Source organism: Vibrio sp. L5-1 (assembly GCF_021728315.1).
GTDB lineage: Bacteria > Pseudomonadota > Gammaproteobacteria > Enterobacterales > Vibrionaceae > Vibrio > Vibrio splendidus_K.
Genome location: NZ_JAKKCQ010000006.1, coordinates 137,971 through 151,687, shown reverse-complemented (window position 1 = coordinate 151,687; position 13,717 = coordinate 137,971). Strand labels below are relative to the sequence as shown.

Below are 13,717 nucleotides of genomic sequence, written 5' to 3'. Positions count from 1 at the left end.
GCTCTAGGTTAAGAATCGAAAAAGCAAAAAGGCCCGAGAGAGATAACTCTTTCGGGCCTTTTACTTTTCTATTGAGATGAGCTGCTTTCTTATCTATTTATAACGAATGCCGCGCTCAATTTCTGGGTCTTCCATGGTTTTGAAGCGTTTGTGTAGCCACATCCATTGCTCTGGCGCTCGTAAGATAATTTTCTCAAGATAGCGGTTTAGATAAGCGGCCGCGGCTTTTTCATCTTTGCGTGGATAGTCATCTTCGATGGACTCATCCGCCATGATTTCATACTTACCATCGGCATTTCTAAAACCTGAACCTGGAACAAGTGCGCATCGGCTAGTGTAAGCTAGAATACTGGTGCCTGTAGTGGTACACGCATCTTCTACTGCGAAGAAAGGCACAAACACAGACTTGTTACGGCCGTAGTCATGATCCGGCAGATAGAAAAGGATCTCACCCTGACGCAGGATTCGAATCATACGCTTAACGTCTTTACGATGGATAAGGCGGTTGCCGTTCTGAGTACGACCACGGTATTGAATGAATTCGTAAGCTGGGTTGTTGTGCGGGCGATAAACACCTAAACCAGAAATACCAAGAACGGCCATTGCTCGCGCAGTGATCTCTAGGTTCAATGCATGCACACAGCACAACAAAACACCTTTACCGTTGGCTTTGTGAGTTCGTAGTGTTTGGGTGTCTTTATCTACTAGGATTCTTTTGAAGCGCCACGTCGGCCAAAACCAAGTAATGCCGGTTTCGATCAGCGCCATACCAGTATTCTTAAAATTCTCACTGACCATGGCAGCGACTTCGTCTGCTGGCTTATCTGGGAAGGCGAGTTCCAAGTTACGTGTTGCGACCGCTACACGCTTTTTACCATAGCGAGCCCCAAGAGAACCCAATGAACGACCTAGCAGTAATAATATACGGTAAGGGAGAACATTAACGATAAGCGCCAATAGCCCAAAACCGAACCACACTCCCCAATATTTAGGGTGGAGCAGTGCCAGAGTAAAAGGTGGCTTAGTAATAACGTGTTGTGCAGTGCTGTTTGTCGGAGAAGTTTTCGTCATCATAACCATCACTTAAGATTTGATTGCTACTTAATTTGATTGCTACTTAATCTGAGCGCTTAACAGAGCCCAGTAAGCATCAAAATTTTCGGTTGGTTGATATTTGAAGTCAGAACGTACAAATCGATTCAGACTGCCTTCAACCTGACCGAGCAGTTGAGCCGCTAAGATCTTCTCATCAACAGGGAACGATTTCCCTTCACGAAGCTTCCTTTCACGTAAGATCTGGCGAAGTTGAGTCTCAATACGCTCAAAAAGCTGATTGATGCGTTCACGCAGGCGCTCATTCTCAAACATTAGGGCATGGCCCGACAAAATACGAGTCAAACCAGGGTTGCGCTCAGAAAAGACTAAGATAAGTTGCATCACGAGGCGGATACGCTCAAGAGTGTCTTTTTCTTCATCGAGAATACGGTTGATTCGAGACATCAACGCTTCTTCAATGAACTCTATTAGGCCTTCAAACATGCGAGCTTTGCTTGGGAAGTGGCGGTAGAGCGCAGCTTCAGATACGCCGACTTGCTTGGCCAACTTTACCGTTGTGATACGAGAAGCACCTTCGGTCGATTCCAACATTTGTGCGAGAGCTTGTAGGATTTCTTCACGACGGTTTGATTTTCGAGTACCAGCCATCTATTTACTTCCTTTCCTAAAGATGAGGATTGAGTGAAGCAGGATTATAAACACCATTCAATTCTGTTTCCTAGTTTTGTGAGCCCTAGGTCAACAGAATCGAGAGGTGTCAGCAGATTGTCAGAGCAAATTTGTGCGTTTATGCACCAATAAGCTGTTGGATCTGATCGAGGATCTGGAAACCAAGTGTGTCTTTACTATCCAGTGGCAGAGATTTATCACCGTCTTTCCAATAAAGGTGCAATTCATTACTGCTGCTATTGAAGCCTTGGCCTTCGACAGAGACATCGTTAGCACAAATCATATCGAGGTTCTTTCTTTCCAGTTTGCCGCGCGCGTACTTCTCAACGTCTTGAGTTTCTGCAGCGAAGCCGACAGTAAATGGACGGCCTTCTGTCATTGAGGCAACAGAAGCGACAATGTCTGGGTTCTTAACCATTTGAATGGTCATGTCGTCTTTACCATCGACCTTTTTAAGCTTTTGGTCTGCAATGGACTGTGGACGATAGTCGGCTACTGCAGCGCAGCTAATGAATATATCGTGTTGAGCTGCATTGGTACTCACAGCATCAAACATCTGTTGTGCGCTGTCGACATCAATGCGATTAACCTTGTTTGGCGTCGCAAGTGAAACAGGGCCACTGATTAGAGTCACTGTTGCACCTTGTTTAGCGGCCGCTTCAGCCAGTGCATAGCCCATCTTGCCCGAACTGTGGTTAGTAATGTAACGCACAGGATCGATAGCTTCGCGAGTTGGACCTGCAGTAATCAACACAGAACGGCCAGCAAGAGGCTTAGGTTGGAAGAAGTCTTCGCAACGGTGCACGAGCTGCATTGGCTCTAGCATGCGCCCCATGCCGACATCGCCACACGCTTGTTCGCCTGCAGCAGGGCCCCAGATTTCACAGCCACGACGTTTTAGCGTCGCGATGTTTTCTTGAGTTGCAGGGTGGCTGTACATCTGTTGGTTCATTGCCGGAGATACCGCAACTGGCGCATCGGTTGCTAAAACCAAAGTGGTCAGTAGGTCGTTACCCATGCCTGCGGTCATGCGTGCAATAAGATCAGCGGTTGCGGGTGCTAATAAGACTAGGTCAGCCCATTTCGCCAGTTCGATGTGCCCCATGGAAGCTTCAGCAGCAGGATCAAGCAAACTATCAGACACTGGCCTTCCAGAGACGGCTTGCATGGTGAGAGGAGTGATGAACTCCTTGGCTGCATTCGTCATCACGACTTGTACTTGCGCCCCACGTTCAATTAAGCGTCGAGTCAGTTCGGCACATTTATACGCAGCGATACCACCACTAATGCCAAGTAGGATTTTTTTCCCAGCTAGGCCTTGTAGGTCAGCGTTATCCAGTTGATTAACCAATGTTTGCATGATTCTGTTCCTTAATTTCTCTGGGACTTACGATATCAGAACAAAGGATTAGTGCCTAGAAGCAGAATTGGAACAGATTTGATGCTCATCAAATTGGTGTTATCAAACTTATCAATTACACGGTTTTGCTAGCGACTCGTTTCCTTTTTTCTTTATCAAAGGATCTCTGGTGGCAAGCTCATTAAGCTGATGGATCGTATTCATGACCCTAAATAGCCTTTATATGCCTATAAGTAAGATGCCTGTTGAGTCGATGCCAAGAGAAAAGTTACTGAGTCGAGGGCCAGATTCTTTAAGTGATGCGGAGTTGTTAGCGATATTTCTTCGAACGGGCACACAAGGAATGAACGTTTTAGAGCTTTCTGACAAGTTGATCAAAGATTTTGGTTCGTTGCGCCAACTTTTTTCTGCAACCGAGACTGAGTTTTGTGCTCATAAAGGGATGGGGCAGGCGAAATATGTCCAGTTGCAGGCCGTTTTAGAGATGACGCAACGTTATTTGGGCGAAACTTTATCTCGAGGCGATGCACTCACTAGCCCAAGCCATACCAAGTTGTATCTTTCGAGTATATTTTCTATATCTTGTTCCTAGATAATCAAAACAGGGTAATAAAGGATGAAGTGATGTTTGAAGGAACCATCGATGCCGCATCAGTTTACCCTAGAGAAGTAGTGAAACGGGCACTTCATCATAATGCAGCAGCATTAATCCTAGCGCACAACCATCCTTCTGGTGTCGCGGAGCCAAGCCAAGCAGATAGGCGAATTACACGCAGATTAACCGACGCATTGGCGCTGGTGGACATCCGAATTCTCGACCATTTTGTGGTTGGAGATGGCGAAGTTATCTCTTTTGCAGAACGCGGATGGATTTGAATCACATTTTAGGTTGTTAGTTGCGTTAAATCTGCTATCATTCCGCCCACATTTTAGAACCTTAAATCAGCTCTGATTACTCAAATAGCTGCCCTGTTCAAAAAAAGATCACGAAATCCTTAAAAAGGATCTGTTCGGGTCTTGAGCAATGCATGTCAAGTTAGTATAATACGCGACCTTTGATAGCCTTGAATGGATTTTCCATTATGGTTTTTACCTCTATTTTCAGAATTGATAGAGAGGTTCGGCCACCAAGGTTGATATCGAGCTGAAACGATTTGGAGAGACATTCATGTCCCGAGTATGTCAAGTAACTGGTAAGCGTCCAGTAACGGGTAATAACCGTTCACACGCACGCAATGCTACCAAGCGTCGTTTTCTGCCGAACCTACAAACTCACCGTTTCTGGGTAGAGAGCGAAAAACGTTTTGTTAAACTACGTCTAACTGCTAAAGGCATGCGTATTATTGATAAGAAAGGCATCGATGCTGTTCTTGTTGATATCCGTGCACGTGGCGAAAACGTTTAAGAGGAATTAAGCAATGGCTAAAGGCATTCGTGAGAAAATCCGTCTAGTATCTTCTGCTGGAACTGGTCACTTCTACACAACTGACAAGAACAAGCGTAACATGCCAGGCAAATTTGAGATCAAAAAGTTTGATCCAGTAGTTCGCCAGCACGTTATGTACAAAGAAGCTAAAATCAAGTAATTGATAGCCCCTTTGTCTCTTCTTTTATAGAAGAATAAATTAAAAACCCAGCTTATAGCTGGGTTTTTTTATGCCCAAAATTTGGGAAGCCTTATTGTTTTGAGAGGTCTAAGGTTTTTTGAGAAGCTTAAGCTTTTTCGAGAAGACTAAGTGTTTTTGATAGACGTAAGTTTCATTGGCTCAATTTGGCACCTACCGCACAGACGTTACACTTGCCGATGGGCTTATGTGATAGAAAATAGCGCAACATAGAAAGTATCGCCTTTTTCACGATATACTGAACACTCAATAGGTTAGATGAGCAGAATCAGATGAGATATCGTGGACGCCGATGGAACAACATACTCATGTTCAGTGTGATTGCTTTTATTGGGGTGTTAAACCTTCCAACATTGATCAAAGCTTATTTGATCGAGCCCGAACCTGAAGTTACGGTCAGCAGTCCTTATCCTTCTCTTTTAAATCCAGCTGCTGAGCTTCAAGCTTTGCACTTTGCTAATTGGTCCGTTGTGCTGGAAGACGATCATTGGGTTTATCAATTTAAAGATATAGCACTTCCTCAAACTACCAATGCGCAAGAGTTGTCGCAGCGATGGCAGGAACTTGTGGGCACCGAAGTCGATTCTCAAACCTATACCGACCTCTCACCACAACTGAATACCCCGCACACCATCGAGGTGTGGTATCAAGATCAAGAAGAACCACAACGCATTACCTATTATCAACTGCCTCAGTTCTGGCTGCTAAAAAACTGGAATGATCAGTGGTTGGCGGTGTCTATTGAAGAGAGCTACTTGTTTCCAAGCTTTAGCTCAGAAGATTCATTTAAATCAGACCATATCTTTAACGCAGACAAGCTACCTATATCAGACAAACCACCTAAATCGGACGACTAACTATGCCTGAATTACCCGAAGTTGAAGTAAGCCGCATGGGGATCTCGCCTCATTTAGTCGGTGAGATGATTAAAACTCTTACTTTTCGCACGCCTAAGCTACGTTGGGATATCCCACAAGAACTTAAGCGATTAGAAGGGCAGGTGATTCGCTCAATCTCGCGTCGCGCAAAGTACTTATTGATTGAGACAGATACAGGCACAGCAATTGTTCACCTTGGTATGTCTGGCTCACTGCGCGTGTTAGACGCAGATTTCCCGCCAGCAAAACACGATCATGTTGATCTGAAGCTCACCAATGGCAAGATATTGCGTTACAACGATCCGCGTCGTTTTGGTGCTTGGCTATGGTCGGCGCCTGATGAGATACATACTGTACTACTTGGCTCTGGTCCTGAGCCGCTAACTGACGACTTCAACGCAGACTACATCGCTGAAAAAGCTGCAAAGCGAAAAGTGGCCGTCAAACAGTTCATCATGGACAACAAAGTAGTGGTCGGTGTGGGTAACATCTACGCCAACGAAGCATTATTTTCTTCACGAATTCATCCACTTCGCCCTGCTAACAAGATAACTCAAGCCGAGTGGATCTTGTTAACTCAAGAGATTAAAGAGGTACTTGCCACTGCTATCAAACAAGGTGGCACCACTTTAAAAGATTTCGCGCAAGCAGATGGTAAGCCGGGATATTTCGCCCAAGAGCTACAAGTCTATGGGAAAGCCGGTGAAAAGTGCCCTAACTGCGAAGCTCTAATCCAAGAGTTAAAAATAGGGCAGAGGAATACGTTCTTTTGTGAAGAGTGCCAAGTTTAAAAAAACTGAACTTACGTTCACTTTTTACTGCTAGTAGATATGCGGGCTAGTCGCTACAATTACATTAATGATACGAATTGAGAATAGTAGAATGAAATATTTAGTAACTGGCGTTGCCGGTTTTATCGGCTCCGCAGTGTCAGAGCGACTATGTGCGGCAGGACATGAGGTTATCGGTATTGATAACTTAAATGATTACTACGAAGTCTCTTTAAAACATGACCGACTAAAACGCATTGAACATGAAAACCTGACCTTTATCGAGTTAGATCTTGCTGATAGAGAAGGAATGGCTTCGCTGTTTGCTGAGCAAAAATTTGACCGTGTGATTCATTTAGCAGCGCAAGCTGGCGTTCGTTACTCAATTGATAACCCAATGGCATATGCTGACAGCAACCTTGTTGGCCACTTGGCAATTTTGGAAGGCTGTCGTCACAACAAGGTTGAACACCTAGTTTACGCTTCATCGAGCTCTGTTTATGGCCTGAACCAAAAAATGCCATTCCATACAGCAGACAGTGTTGATCACCCTATCTCACTATACGCCGCGACTAAGAAGTCGAATGAGTTGATGGCACATACCTATTCTCATTTATATGACGTACCAACGACAGGCCTTCGCTTCTTTACGGTTTACGGCCCCTGGAGCCGCCCTGATATGGCGATGTTTAAGTTTGCGAACTTAATCGTAGCGGGCAAACAGATCGACATCTACAACAATGGCGACATGATGCGTGATTTCACTTATATCGATGATATTGTTGAAGGCATTATTCGTGTTCAAGATCGTATTCCGGCTAAGCAGCCAGATTGGACTGTGGAGCAAGGCTCGCCAGCGACCAGTTCTGCTCCGTATCGCGTGTTTAACATCGGCCATGGCAGCCCAGTTAAACTAATGGACTACATCGAAGCATTAGAAAGTGCTCTAGGTATTGAAGCGAAAAAGAACTTCATGCCAATGCAACCGGGTGATGTGTACGCGACTTATGCTGATACGGAAGATCTGTTTGAAGCCGTTGGCTACAAGCCTCAAGTGAAGATCCAAGAAGGGGCGAAAGCTTTCGCGGATTGGTATAAGGCCTATCACTCGCTGTAGTAATTGATAAACTTTGAATAAAAAATAGCGCTCACTGAGCGCTATTTTTTTCGGTGTAGGTAAAGAGAATTACTTGGCAGTCTTCAGCTTTATCTCGGCTGCCACCTTTTGTGGCACAAACTGGCTAATGTCCCCACCATGAATGGCCACTTCTCGAACTATTGTCGAAGAGAGGAATGCATACTCCTCTGAAGGTGTTAAAAATACACTTTCAAGGCCTGGAAGTAGCTTTCTGTACATGCTGGTGAGTCCAAACTCGTACTCAAAATCCATAGTTGTTCTTAGTCCTCGCACCAACACATTCGCTTGCTGCTGTTTAGCAAAATCGACCAGTAACCCCGAAAATCCTTCGACAGACACGTTAGGCAAGTGAGATACCGCATCACGTAACAACTCTACACGTTCATCTAACTCAAACATGGTTTTTTTACTTGGGCTCGCTGCTACTCCAACAGTGATATGGTCAAACATGCTAGCGGCACGAACAATGATATCAAGGTGGCCATTGGTCACCGGATCAAAAGTTCCTGGATAAATAACGTGTGTGCTCATTTTAGCGGTCCTTGCTTAATGTAGTGTTCGAATTCGGTGCTTTACTAGAGTTTAAGGCCTTATCGAGTTGCTGCTTTACCATATCGAGAGTGATGTCTTTCATCAGGTCATCGCCTTTAGCACGGGTTCCCCATGGAAGGTCTGCGACTGGTTTACCTTGTTGTGCTTCTACGTGCTGTTGATAAACACTCACTACGATATCGAGATCGTTGTAAGGTCCTGTTCTACGAGGATCGCTGTGCGCGTACAAGCCGATTACAGGCGTTGACTGCGTAGTTGCCAAGTGGGCTGGGCCAGTATCAGGTGCCAATACCACCGTTGCATGTTTCAGTACGGCAGTCAGTTGCTTCAAATTCGTTTTGCCAATCAAGTTGATAACTGGCGACTGGCATAATTTTTCGATGTCGCTACCTAGGTTAACTTCTCTTGGTGCTGGAGAACCACATAACACAACTTGCATGCCTTGTTCGACAGCATAATCAGCAATAGCTGCATATCGCTCAGTTAACCAATTGCGTGAATCTTTGCTTGCAGCTGGGGAGATAACCAAGGTCGGTTTGTCTGCTATGGTACTGATTGCTAGTTGTTCATCTTCAGGTGTTAAAGGGATATCCCATTGAGGTTTGTCGAAGGGTACACCAATGTAGCGAGCAAATTCGGCAAAGTTATCCAATACATGAAACTTGTCCGAGATAGGTAGGTGGCGGTTGGTAAAGAGTGACTGCATTTCACGAGTACGGTTTTTGCCAAATCCCACTTTGCACTTCGCCTTGATCCCCCAAGATAGCACGCTGGCTCTGAGTGCGGCTTGCATATGCAGAAGTGCATCAAATTTACGATCAGATAGCTGACGCCATAATTCACGCATTCCTTTGAAGCCTTGTTTCTTATCGAAAACAATCACCTCAATACCGGGTAGATCGCCGATCAACATGGCTTCTATTTTGCCCGTTATCCAAGTGATTTTCGTTTCAGGCCACTGCTTCTGGATGGCTTGAACCACAGAGATAGCATGACAAACATCGCCAATCGCGGAGAGGCGAAGTATGCAAAGAGATTGAGGTGCAGTTGAGAACAGTGACATAAAGTGCCCGAAAAAAGTGAATAACATCAGAATTATGCAGATACTCGCATTAGTTGTAAAATAGCAATGACGAAAAGCGACCCAAAGGCCTCATAGATGGAAACGATTAGCACCAAGAACCAAACAATTTGGTACGACCCTGAACTTTTGGCTCAGGTACCAGAGGGCGATATCGCTCAGATTTTTGAGGCTGAATATTGGCAGCAACAAGACGCCATTTCCGGCAGTGCTCAAGGACGCGGTACCACATGGTTCATTCAGCTTGATGGAATACAGGCCGCATTGCGCCATTATCGCCGTGGCGGATTGTTTGGGAAGCTAGTCGAAGACCAATATCGTTTCTCTGATTGGGAAAGCACGCGCTGTGCGATGGAGCTTAATGTTCTCAAGGCATTGGCAAACGCAGGTGTGAATGTACCGAAGCCCGTTGCTGCTAGAGCCATTAAAAGCGGACTACTTTATCGAGCGGACTTAATGTCTGAACGAATTCCCAATGCTAAAGATCTGGTTGATGTCTTGGTCAATGGCCCGATAGATGCGGATATTTATCGTCGAATTGGCCAAGAGGTACGCAAGATGCACGATGCTGGGGTTAATCATACCGATCTCAACATTCATAATATCTTGCTTGATGACTCGCAAAACGTGTGGATTATTGATTTTGATAAGTGTGGTCATCAAGCGGGTGATGACTGGAAAGAAGGCAACTTGAATCGCTTAAAGCGCTCGTTCTTAAAAGAAGTGAACAAGCGCCAGATTCAATGGCAAGAGCCGGATTGGGAGGCCTTAGTTCAGGGCTACAAGGCAAATGAATAAAACTATTTATTCTTTATAAATCTTGCAGGTACACCACCATAAACAGTATTTGAAGGTATATCTTTTGTAACCACACTATTGGCACCGATGGCAACATTGCTGCCTATTGTTACGCCAGGGAGGATTACAGTATTAGCACCAATCCAGACCCCCTCGCCAATATCAATATTGCCAAAATAGCTTTTTAGAGGACGTTGCGTGAAATCTTGTTGAGTCTCTGTTGATGATGTGTACATTCTAACATTATGGCTAATACGAGTTCTTCTACCTATTTTAACGGTATACCCGAGCATTGCTTGTATAGCCGCGTTGTGACCAACATAGGACTCAGCACCACCAATAATGTCGCCTTTTCCATAAAACCTAACGTGGCTTCGTTTCAAATCAAAGGTACTATCAATAGAGTAGCGTCTTTTATATTTCGCTTCCTTCTCTTTTATATGTGCCTTCTCCAGTGCTCGAAATAGAGCTGAACCAATCATATAGAACATATAACCTCAGAATTTTAAAAACCCGCCCAAACTATAATCATTTTTTCCTTTAGGTGCTACTTAGTAACTTGGTTGATGGTTGTAATTTCCAAGGTTTTATCCAACGCCCCTCGGTTCTGCTCAACAACTTGATAAGCCGCTAAACCTTTAGTTTTACGCAGTTCTGATTGTTTGAACAGTTGTTGGAGTTGGCCTGCGATATCTTGGCTATCTTGACAAATAGTGACGGCTTGAGCTTCTAGTAGTTTGTCTGTGATCTCGCTGAAGTTAAAATAGCTAGGGCCATTGAGTAAAGGTAACTGCAGGGCCGCCGGTTCTAGAAGATTGTGGCCACCTACATTATCGCCCACAAGGCTTCCTCCCATAAAGCACACATCAGATCCGCCGAGTAATACCAACATTTCTCCCATCGTATCCGCAATATACACTTCAACATTAGAGGTGATTGGTTGCTGACTCGTTCGAGTGATGGTGTTGAATTGGTGTTGTTTAGCCAGTTCCGTCACTTGATTAAATCGCTCAGGATGACGAGGCACAATCATCAGTAAGGTATTCGGATTGTCTTTAAGGAGCTGTTTATGAGTGTCTAAGACAATTTCATCTTCGCCTTGATGAGTGCTGGCTGCTATCCACACACAGCGTTCAAAGCCAATTTGTTCACGTAACGCTTTGCCTTTTGATATTTGTTCCGCTGAAACTTCAATATCAAACTTGATCGACCCAGTCACATGCACAGATGTTTTATCTAACCCTAATCGTATAAAACGCTCAGCATCACTTGGGTATTGGCAAAGTACTTGAGAGAGATTTTTGGCTAAGAGATCAAAAACGGCTTGGAATTTAGCATAACGCTGGCACGAGCGTTCAGATAGGCGAGCGTTGAGTACCGAAATGGGGATTCCAGCTTTCGCGACGCAGTACAGTGTGTTTGGCCATAACTCGGTTTCCATGATTAACATCTGTTTAGGCTGAACAGTCTTCAAAAAACCTCGAATACACCAAGAAAAATCAATCGGCATGTAGCGATGCTCGACTAAATCACCGAGTTTTCCTATCTGCTCTGCACCCGTGCTGGTTGTCGTGGTAACGATAATGGCTTGGTTTGGATTGCGTCGCTTCAGTTGCTTGATGATCGGTACGGCGGCAATCGATTCACCAACCGATACTGCGTGAATCCAGATAGGATTCTTACCTTGAGTTTGCGGTGTGATCCCGAAATGTTCTTTCCAACGCTGACCAAAACTTGGCTTTCCAGGTTTGCTCTTATAAAGCCCATACAGCAGTAGCGGAGAAGCTAATGACAATATGAGAGTATAGATAAGTCGTATAAGCATAAGAACAGTGACACCAGAAGGTAAAATCAATATTCAGAAGAGTATTTTCTTCAATCTCGAAAGTAAAGAGCGTTATAATTAAATGCTTAGTTGCGCTTTCAAACGGACATGGTGAATTTTATCTCATCGCTTATGCAAACCGATCAAACCTATCGTTTCTTGCTCTACGTCGAGCAAAATTATTCATTTGCTATTCTTCGCCCATTCTATGATTACGCGAAGCAACTCGGCCATGAGGTTAAGTGGTTGCTTGTTGGTGAAGACGCTTCTGAACATCTTTTACTGGATCAAGAGCAGAACGTCTCTTTGACAGAAGCTATTGCCTTTAATCCTTCTGCCGTTCTAGTGCCCGGTGATCGTGTTCCAGCGTTTATTCCAGGGTTGAAGGTACAAGTATTTCATGGTTTGAACGAGAGTAAACGTGGGAACTTATACCCTGAACGTGGTCTATTTGATTTGTATTGCACCGAAGGCCATGAAAGAACAAGCTCGCTTGAGCCGCTAGCTAAGCAGCGCGGCTATTTTCAAGTTAAAGAGACCGGGTGGCTGAAGCTCGATAGCTTGTTTAATTATCAAGCTAGTGAGAATCGTCATGAGAGACCTCAAATTCTGTTCGCTTCCACTTTTTCGCCAAGCTTATCGTGTGCAGAGTTGGTTTATGAAGAGCTTAAGCGCCTCAGTCAACTGAGTCAGTGGCGATGGTTAGTGACTCTTCATCCGAAAATGAATCAAGAGACGAGAGCGAAATATCAAGCACTGGAAGGGGATAACCTTCTCTTTTTCGATAATGACCGAGTGATTGAAATGCAACATCGTGCTGATGTTATGGTGTGTGACAACTCATCGATATTTCAGGAATTCTTGTTGCTCAATAAGCCTGTTGTCACGGTAAATAATCGAGACCCTCAAGCAAGCTTTATTAACATTACTCAAGCCGAGCAATTAGAGTCAGCAATTAAGCAAGCAATGCTACCTGATGAAGAAAGAGATAACGCTATCGCTCATTACGGCCCGTCAATAACGCCATATTTAGATGGGCAATCCTCAGCGAGAGTTCTGAGTGCTATTACTGATGTGCTAGAAAGCGGCTGGCAAGATAACAAGCCAAAAAATTGGATTCGTAACTTTAAAATCCGTAAATCATTAAACTATTGGAAATTCTAGGGCTGAATAATGAGAAAACATACCCTGTCTGTCATTGTTATTACCAAGAATGAAGAAGACCGAATTGAAACTTGCCTTAAATCTGTTGTTGATATTGCCGATGAACTGATTGTTTTAGACAGTGGCTCAACAGATGCAACCGTTGAAATATGCCAAAAATATACAGATAACGTGACAATCACTGATTGGCCTGGCTTTGGTAAGCAAAAGCAGCGAGCGCTAGATAAAGCGACATGTGATTGGGTGCTATCAATCGATGCTGATGAAGCATTAGATGAAGAGATGAGCAAGGCTCTTGTTGAACTATTAAAACAAGATCAAATCAAACACACAGCGTATAAACTTCCTTGGGGAGTGACTTTGTATGGTACGACTCTAAAACATGGCCGCAGTGCTCGTGCAGTATTAAGACTGTTTAAGAGAGAAGGCTCTCGATATACGTTAGACGAGGTTCACGAGACCGTCGTTCCTGAGCAAGGCTCTACAGGAGTACTGAAGGGGTTTCTTCTTCATTACACTCATCGTGATTATGGCCACGGCCTAGATAAAGCAGCGCAGTACGCTTGGCTTGGCTCGCAAAAGTACCATCGCAAAGGTAAGAAATCACACGGCTTATTTTTAGCTTTGTTACGTGCAATATGGACGTTCTTCCTTGTGTATATCATTCGCCGTGGCTTTATGGATGGCAGTGTCGGCTTCATTATGGCGATGACTTACGCTCAAGTGAATTTCAATAAATACGTCGGTTTGTGGATTCTTGAAAACCGCTCAGATGACAGCTCAAACGACCAAGCCAAATAG

General features: G+C 44.4%; 15 protein-coding genes and 1 pseudogene. 9 read left to right on the top strand and 7 right to left on the bottom strand.

The window, feature by feature from the left end; all coding sequences use genetic code 11:
* Window positions 1-93: 93 nt before the first annotated feature.
* From lpxL to coaBC, 3 genes are all read right to left on the bottom strand, one after another.
* Window positions 94-1,074, bottom strand: coding sequence for an LpxL/LpxP family Kdo(2)-lipid IV(A) lauroyl/palmitoleoyl acyltransferase (lpxL, locus tag L3V35_RS19660; protein WP_237300521.1), 981 nt, complete (start codon window positions 1,072-1,074; stop codon window positions 94-96).
* A gap of 39 nt (window positions 1,075-1,113) precedes the next feature.
* Window positions 1,114-1,704, bottom strand: coding sequence for a nucleoid occlusion factor SlmA (gene slmA, locus L3V35_RS19655; protein WP_016768952.1), 591 nt, complete (start codon window positions 1,702-1,704; stop codon window positions 1,114-1,116).
* A gap of 139 nt (window positions 1,705-1,843) precedes the next feature.
* Window positions 1,844-3,085: a bifunctional phosphopantothenoylcysteine decarboxylase/phosphopantothenate--cysteine ligase CoaBC gene (gene coaBC / locus L3V35_RS19650; protein ID WP_237300520.1), complete on the bottom strand. Its 1,242-nt coding sequence runs from the start codon at window positions 3,083-3,085 to the stop codon at window positions 1,844-1,846.
* 223 nt (window positions 3,086-3,308) lie between these two features.
* Between coaBC and radC the strand changes: the two are divergent.
* The 6 genes and pseudogenes from radC to L3V35_RS19620 all read left to right on the top strand — a co-directional run bounded on the left by radC (window position 3,309) and on the right by L3V35_RS19620 (window position 7,475).
* Window positions 3,309-3,961: pseudogene (gene radC, locus L3V35_RS19645) on the top strand (DNA repair protein RadC).
* Window positions 3,962-4,253: 292 nt separating this feature from the next.
* Complete coding sequence (gene rpmB / locus L3V35_RS19640) at window positions 4,254-4,490, top strand: 50S ribosomal protein L28 (RefSeq protein WP_004728407.1); 237 nt, start codon at window positions 4,254-4,256, stop codon at window positions 4,488-4,490.
* A 13-nt stretch (window positions 4,491-4,503) separates the two neighbouring features.
* Window positions 4,504-4,671, top strand: coding sequence for a 50S ribosomal protein L33 (gene rpmG, locus L3V35_RS19635; protein ID WP_002535344.1), 168 nt, complete (start codon window positions 4,504-4,506; stop codon window positions 4,669-4,671).
* Window positions 4,672-5,018: 347 nt separating this feature from the next.
* Window positions 5,019-5,567, top strand: coding sequence for a hypothetical protein (locus tag L3V35_RS19630; RefSeq protein ID WP_237300519.1), 549 nt, complete (start codon window positions 5,019-5,021; stop codon window positions 5,565-5,567).
* Between the two features lie 2 nt (window positions 5,568-5,569).
* On the top strand, window positions 5,570-6,379 hold the full coding sequence (gene mutM / locus L3V35_RS19625; RefSeq protein WP_237300518.1) for a bifunctional DNA-formamidopyrimidine glycosylase/DNA-(apurinic or apyrimidinic site) lyase: 810 nt from the start codon (window positions 5,570-5,572) through the stop codon (window positions 6,377-6,379).
* Window positions 6,380-6,470: 91 nt separating this feature from the next.
* Window positions 6,471-7,475, top strand: a complete 1,005-nt coding sequence (locus tag L3V35_RS19620; RefSeq protein ID WP_237300517.1) for an NAD-dependent epimerase — start codon at window positions 6,471-6,473, stop codon at window positions 7,473-7,475.
* 69 nt (window positions 7,476-7,544) lie between these two features.
* Here the strand turns inward: L3V35_RS19620 and coaD are convergent, their stop codons facing one another.
* Entirely contained in the window at window positions 7,545-8,027 is a 483-nt protein-coding gene (coaD, locus tag L3V35_RS19615) for a pantetheine-phosphate adenylyltransferase (RefSeq protein WP_010433787.1), read from the bottom strand.
* A 1-nt stretch (window position 8,028) separates the two neighbouring features.
* Window positions 8,029-9,111 carry a glycosyltransferase family 9 protein gene (locus tag L3V35_RS19610; RefSeq protein WP_054547968.1) on the bottom strand — a complete coding sequence of 361 codons (1,083 nt, stop codon included), beginning with the start codon at window positions 9,109-9,111 and terminating at the stop codon, window positions 8,029-8,031.
* A gap of 96 nt (window positions 9,112-9,207) precedes the next feature.
* On the opposite strand from L3V35_RS19610, the gene L3V35_RS19605 reads away from it, so the two are divergent.
* Window positions 9,208-9,927 (top strand): 3-deoxy-D-manno-octulosonic acid kinase, encoded by a 720-nt coding sequence (locus L3V35_RS19605; RefSeq protein ID WP_054547967.1) that lies wholly within the window; start codon window positions 9,208-9,210, stop codon window positions 9,925-9,927.
* Window positions 9,928-9,929: 2 nt separating this feature from the next.
* Here L3V35_RS19605 and L3V35_RS19600 read toward each other — a convergent pair whose 3' ends face one another.
* Window positions 9,930-10,409, bottom strand: coding sequence for an acyltransferase (locus tag L3V35_RS19600; protein WP_235451175.1), 480 nt, complete (start codon window positions 10,407-10,409; stop codon window positions 9,930-9,932).
* Between the two features lie 65 nt (window positions 10,410-10,474).
* Entirely contained in the window at window positions 10,475-11,752 is a 1,278-nt protein-coding gene (waaA, locus tag L3V35_RS19595) for a lipid IV(A) 3-deoxy-D-manno-octulosonic acid transferase (RefSeq protein WP_237300516.1), read from the bottom strand.
* A 132-nt stretch (window positions 11,753-11,884) separates the two neighbouring features.
* Here waaA and L3V35_RS19590 point away from each other — a divergent pair, with 132 nt between their 5' ends.
* Window positions 11,885-12,916: a UDP-N-acetylglucosamine 2-epimerase gene (locus L3V35_RS19590; protein WP_237300515.1), complete on the top strand. Its 1,032-nt coding sequence runs from the start codon at window positions 11,885-11,887 to the stop codon at window positions 12,914-12,916.
* Window positions 12,917-12,925: 9 nt separating this feature from the next.
* Entirely contained in the window at window positions 12,926-13,717 is a 792-nt protein-coding gene (locus tag L3V35_RS19585; RefSeq protein WP_054547963.1) for a glycosyltransferase family 2 protein, read from the top strand.

Excerpts from the sequence above, each read along its gene's own strand:
- lpxL (WP_237300521.1), bottom strand. The coding sequence starts at position 1,074 with ATGATGACGAAAACTTCTCCGACAAACAGCACTGCACAACACGTTATT.
- slmA (WP_016768952.1), bottom strand. The coding sequence starts at position 1,704 with ATGGCTGGTACTCGAAAATCAAACCGTCGTGAAGAAATCCTACAAGCT.
- coaBC (WP_237300520.1), bottom strand. The coding sequence starts at position 3,085 with ATGCAAACATTGGTTAATCAACTGGATAACGCTGACCTACAAGGCCTA.
- rpmB (WP_004728407.1), top strand. The coding sequence starts at position 4,254 with ATGTCCCGAGTATGTCAAGTAACTGGTAAGCGTCCAGTAACGGGTAAT.
- rpmG (WP_002535344.1), top strand. The coding sequence starts at position 4,504 with ATGGCTAAAGGCATTCGTGAGAAAATCCGTCTAGTATCTTCTGCTGGA.
- L3V35_RS19630 (WP_237300519.1), top strand. The coding sequence starts at position 5,019 with ATGTTCAGTGTGATTGCTTTTATTGGGGTGTTAAACCTTCCAACATTG.
- mutM (WP_237300518.1), top strand. The coding sequence starts at position 5,570 with ATGCCTGAATTACCCGAAGTTGAAGTAAGCCGCATGGGGATCTCGCCT.
- L3V35_RS19620 (WP_237300517.1), top strand. The coding sequence starts at position 6,471 with ATGAAATATTTAGTAACTGGCGTTGCCGGTTTTATCGGCTCCGCAGTG.
- coaD (WP_010433787.1), bottom strand. The coding sequence starts at position 8,027 with ATGAGCACACACGTTATTTATCCAGGAACTTTTGATCCGGTGACCAAT.
- L3V35_RS19610 (WP_054547968.1), bottom strand. The coding sequence starts at position 9,111 with ATGTCACTGTTCTCAACTGCACCTCAATCTCTTTGCATACTTCGCCTC.
- L3V35_RS19605 (WP_054547967.1), top strand. The coding sequence starts at position 9,208 with ATGGAAACGATTAGCACCAAGAACCAAACAATTTGGTACGACCCTGAA.
- L3V35_RS19600 (WP_235451175.1), bottom strand. The coding sequence starts at position 10,409 with ATGATTGGTTCAGCTCTATTTCGAGCACTGGAGAAGGCACATATAAAA.
- waaA (WP_237300516.1), bottom strand. The coding sequence starts at position 11,752 with ATGCTTATACGACTTATCTATACTCTCATATTGTCATTAGCTTCTCCG.
- L3V35_RS19590 (WP_237300515.1), top strand. The coding sequence starts at position 11,885 with ATGCAAACCGATCAAACCTATCGTTTCTTGCTCTACGTCGAGCAAAAT.
- L3V35_RS19585 (WP_054547963.1), top strand. The coding sequence starts at position 12,926 with ATGAGAAAACATACCCTGTCTGTCATTGTTATTACCAAGAATGAAGAA.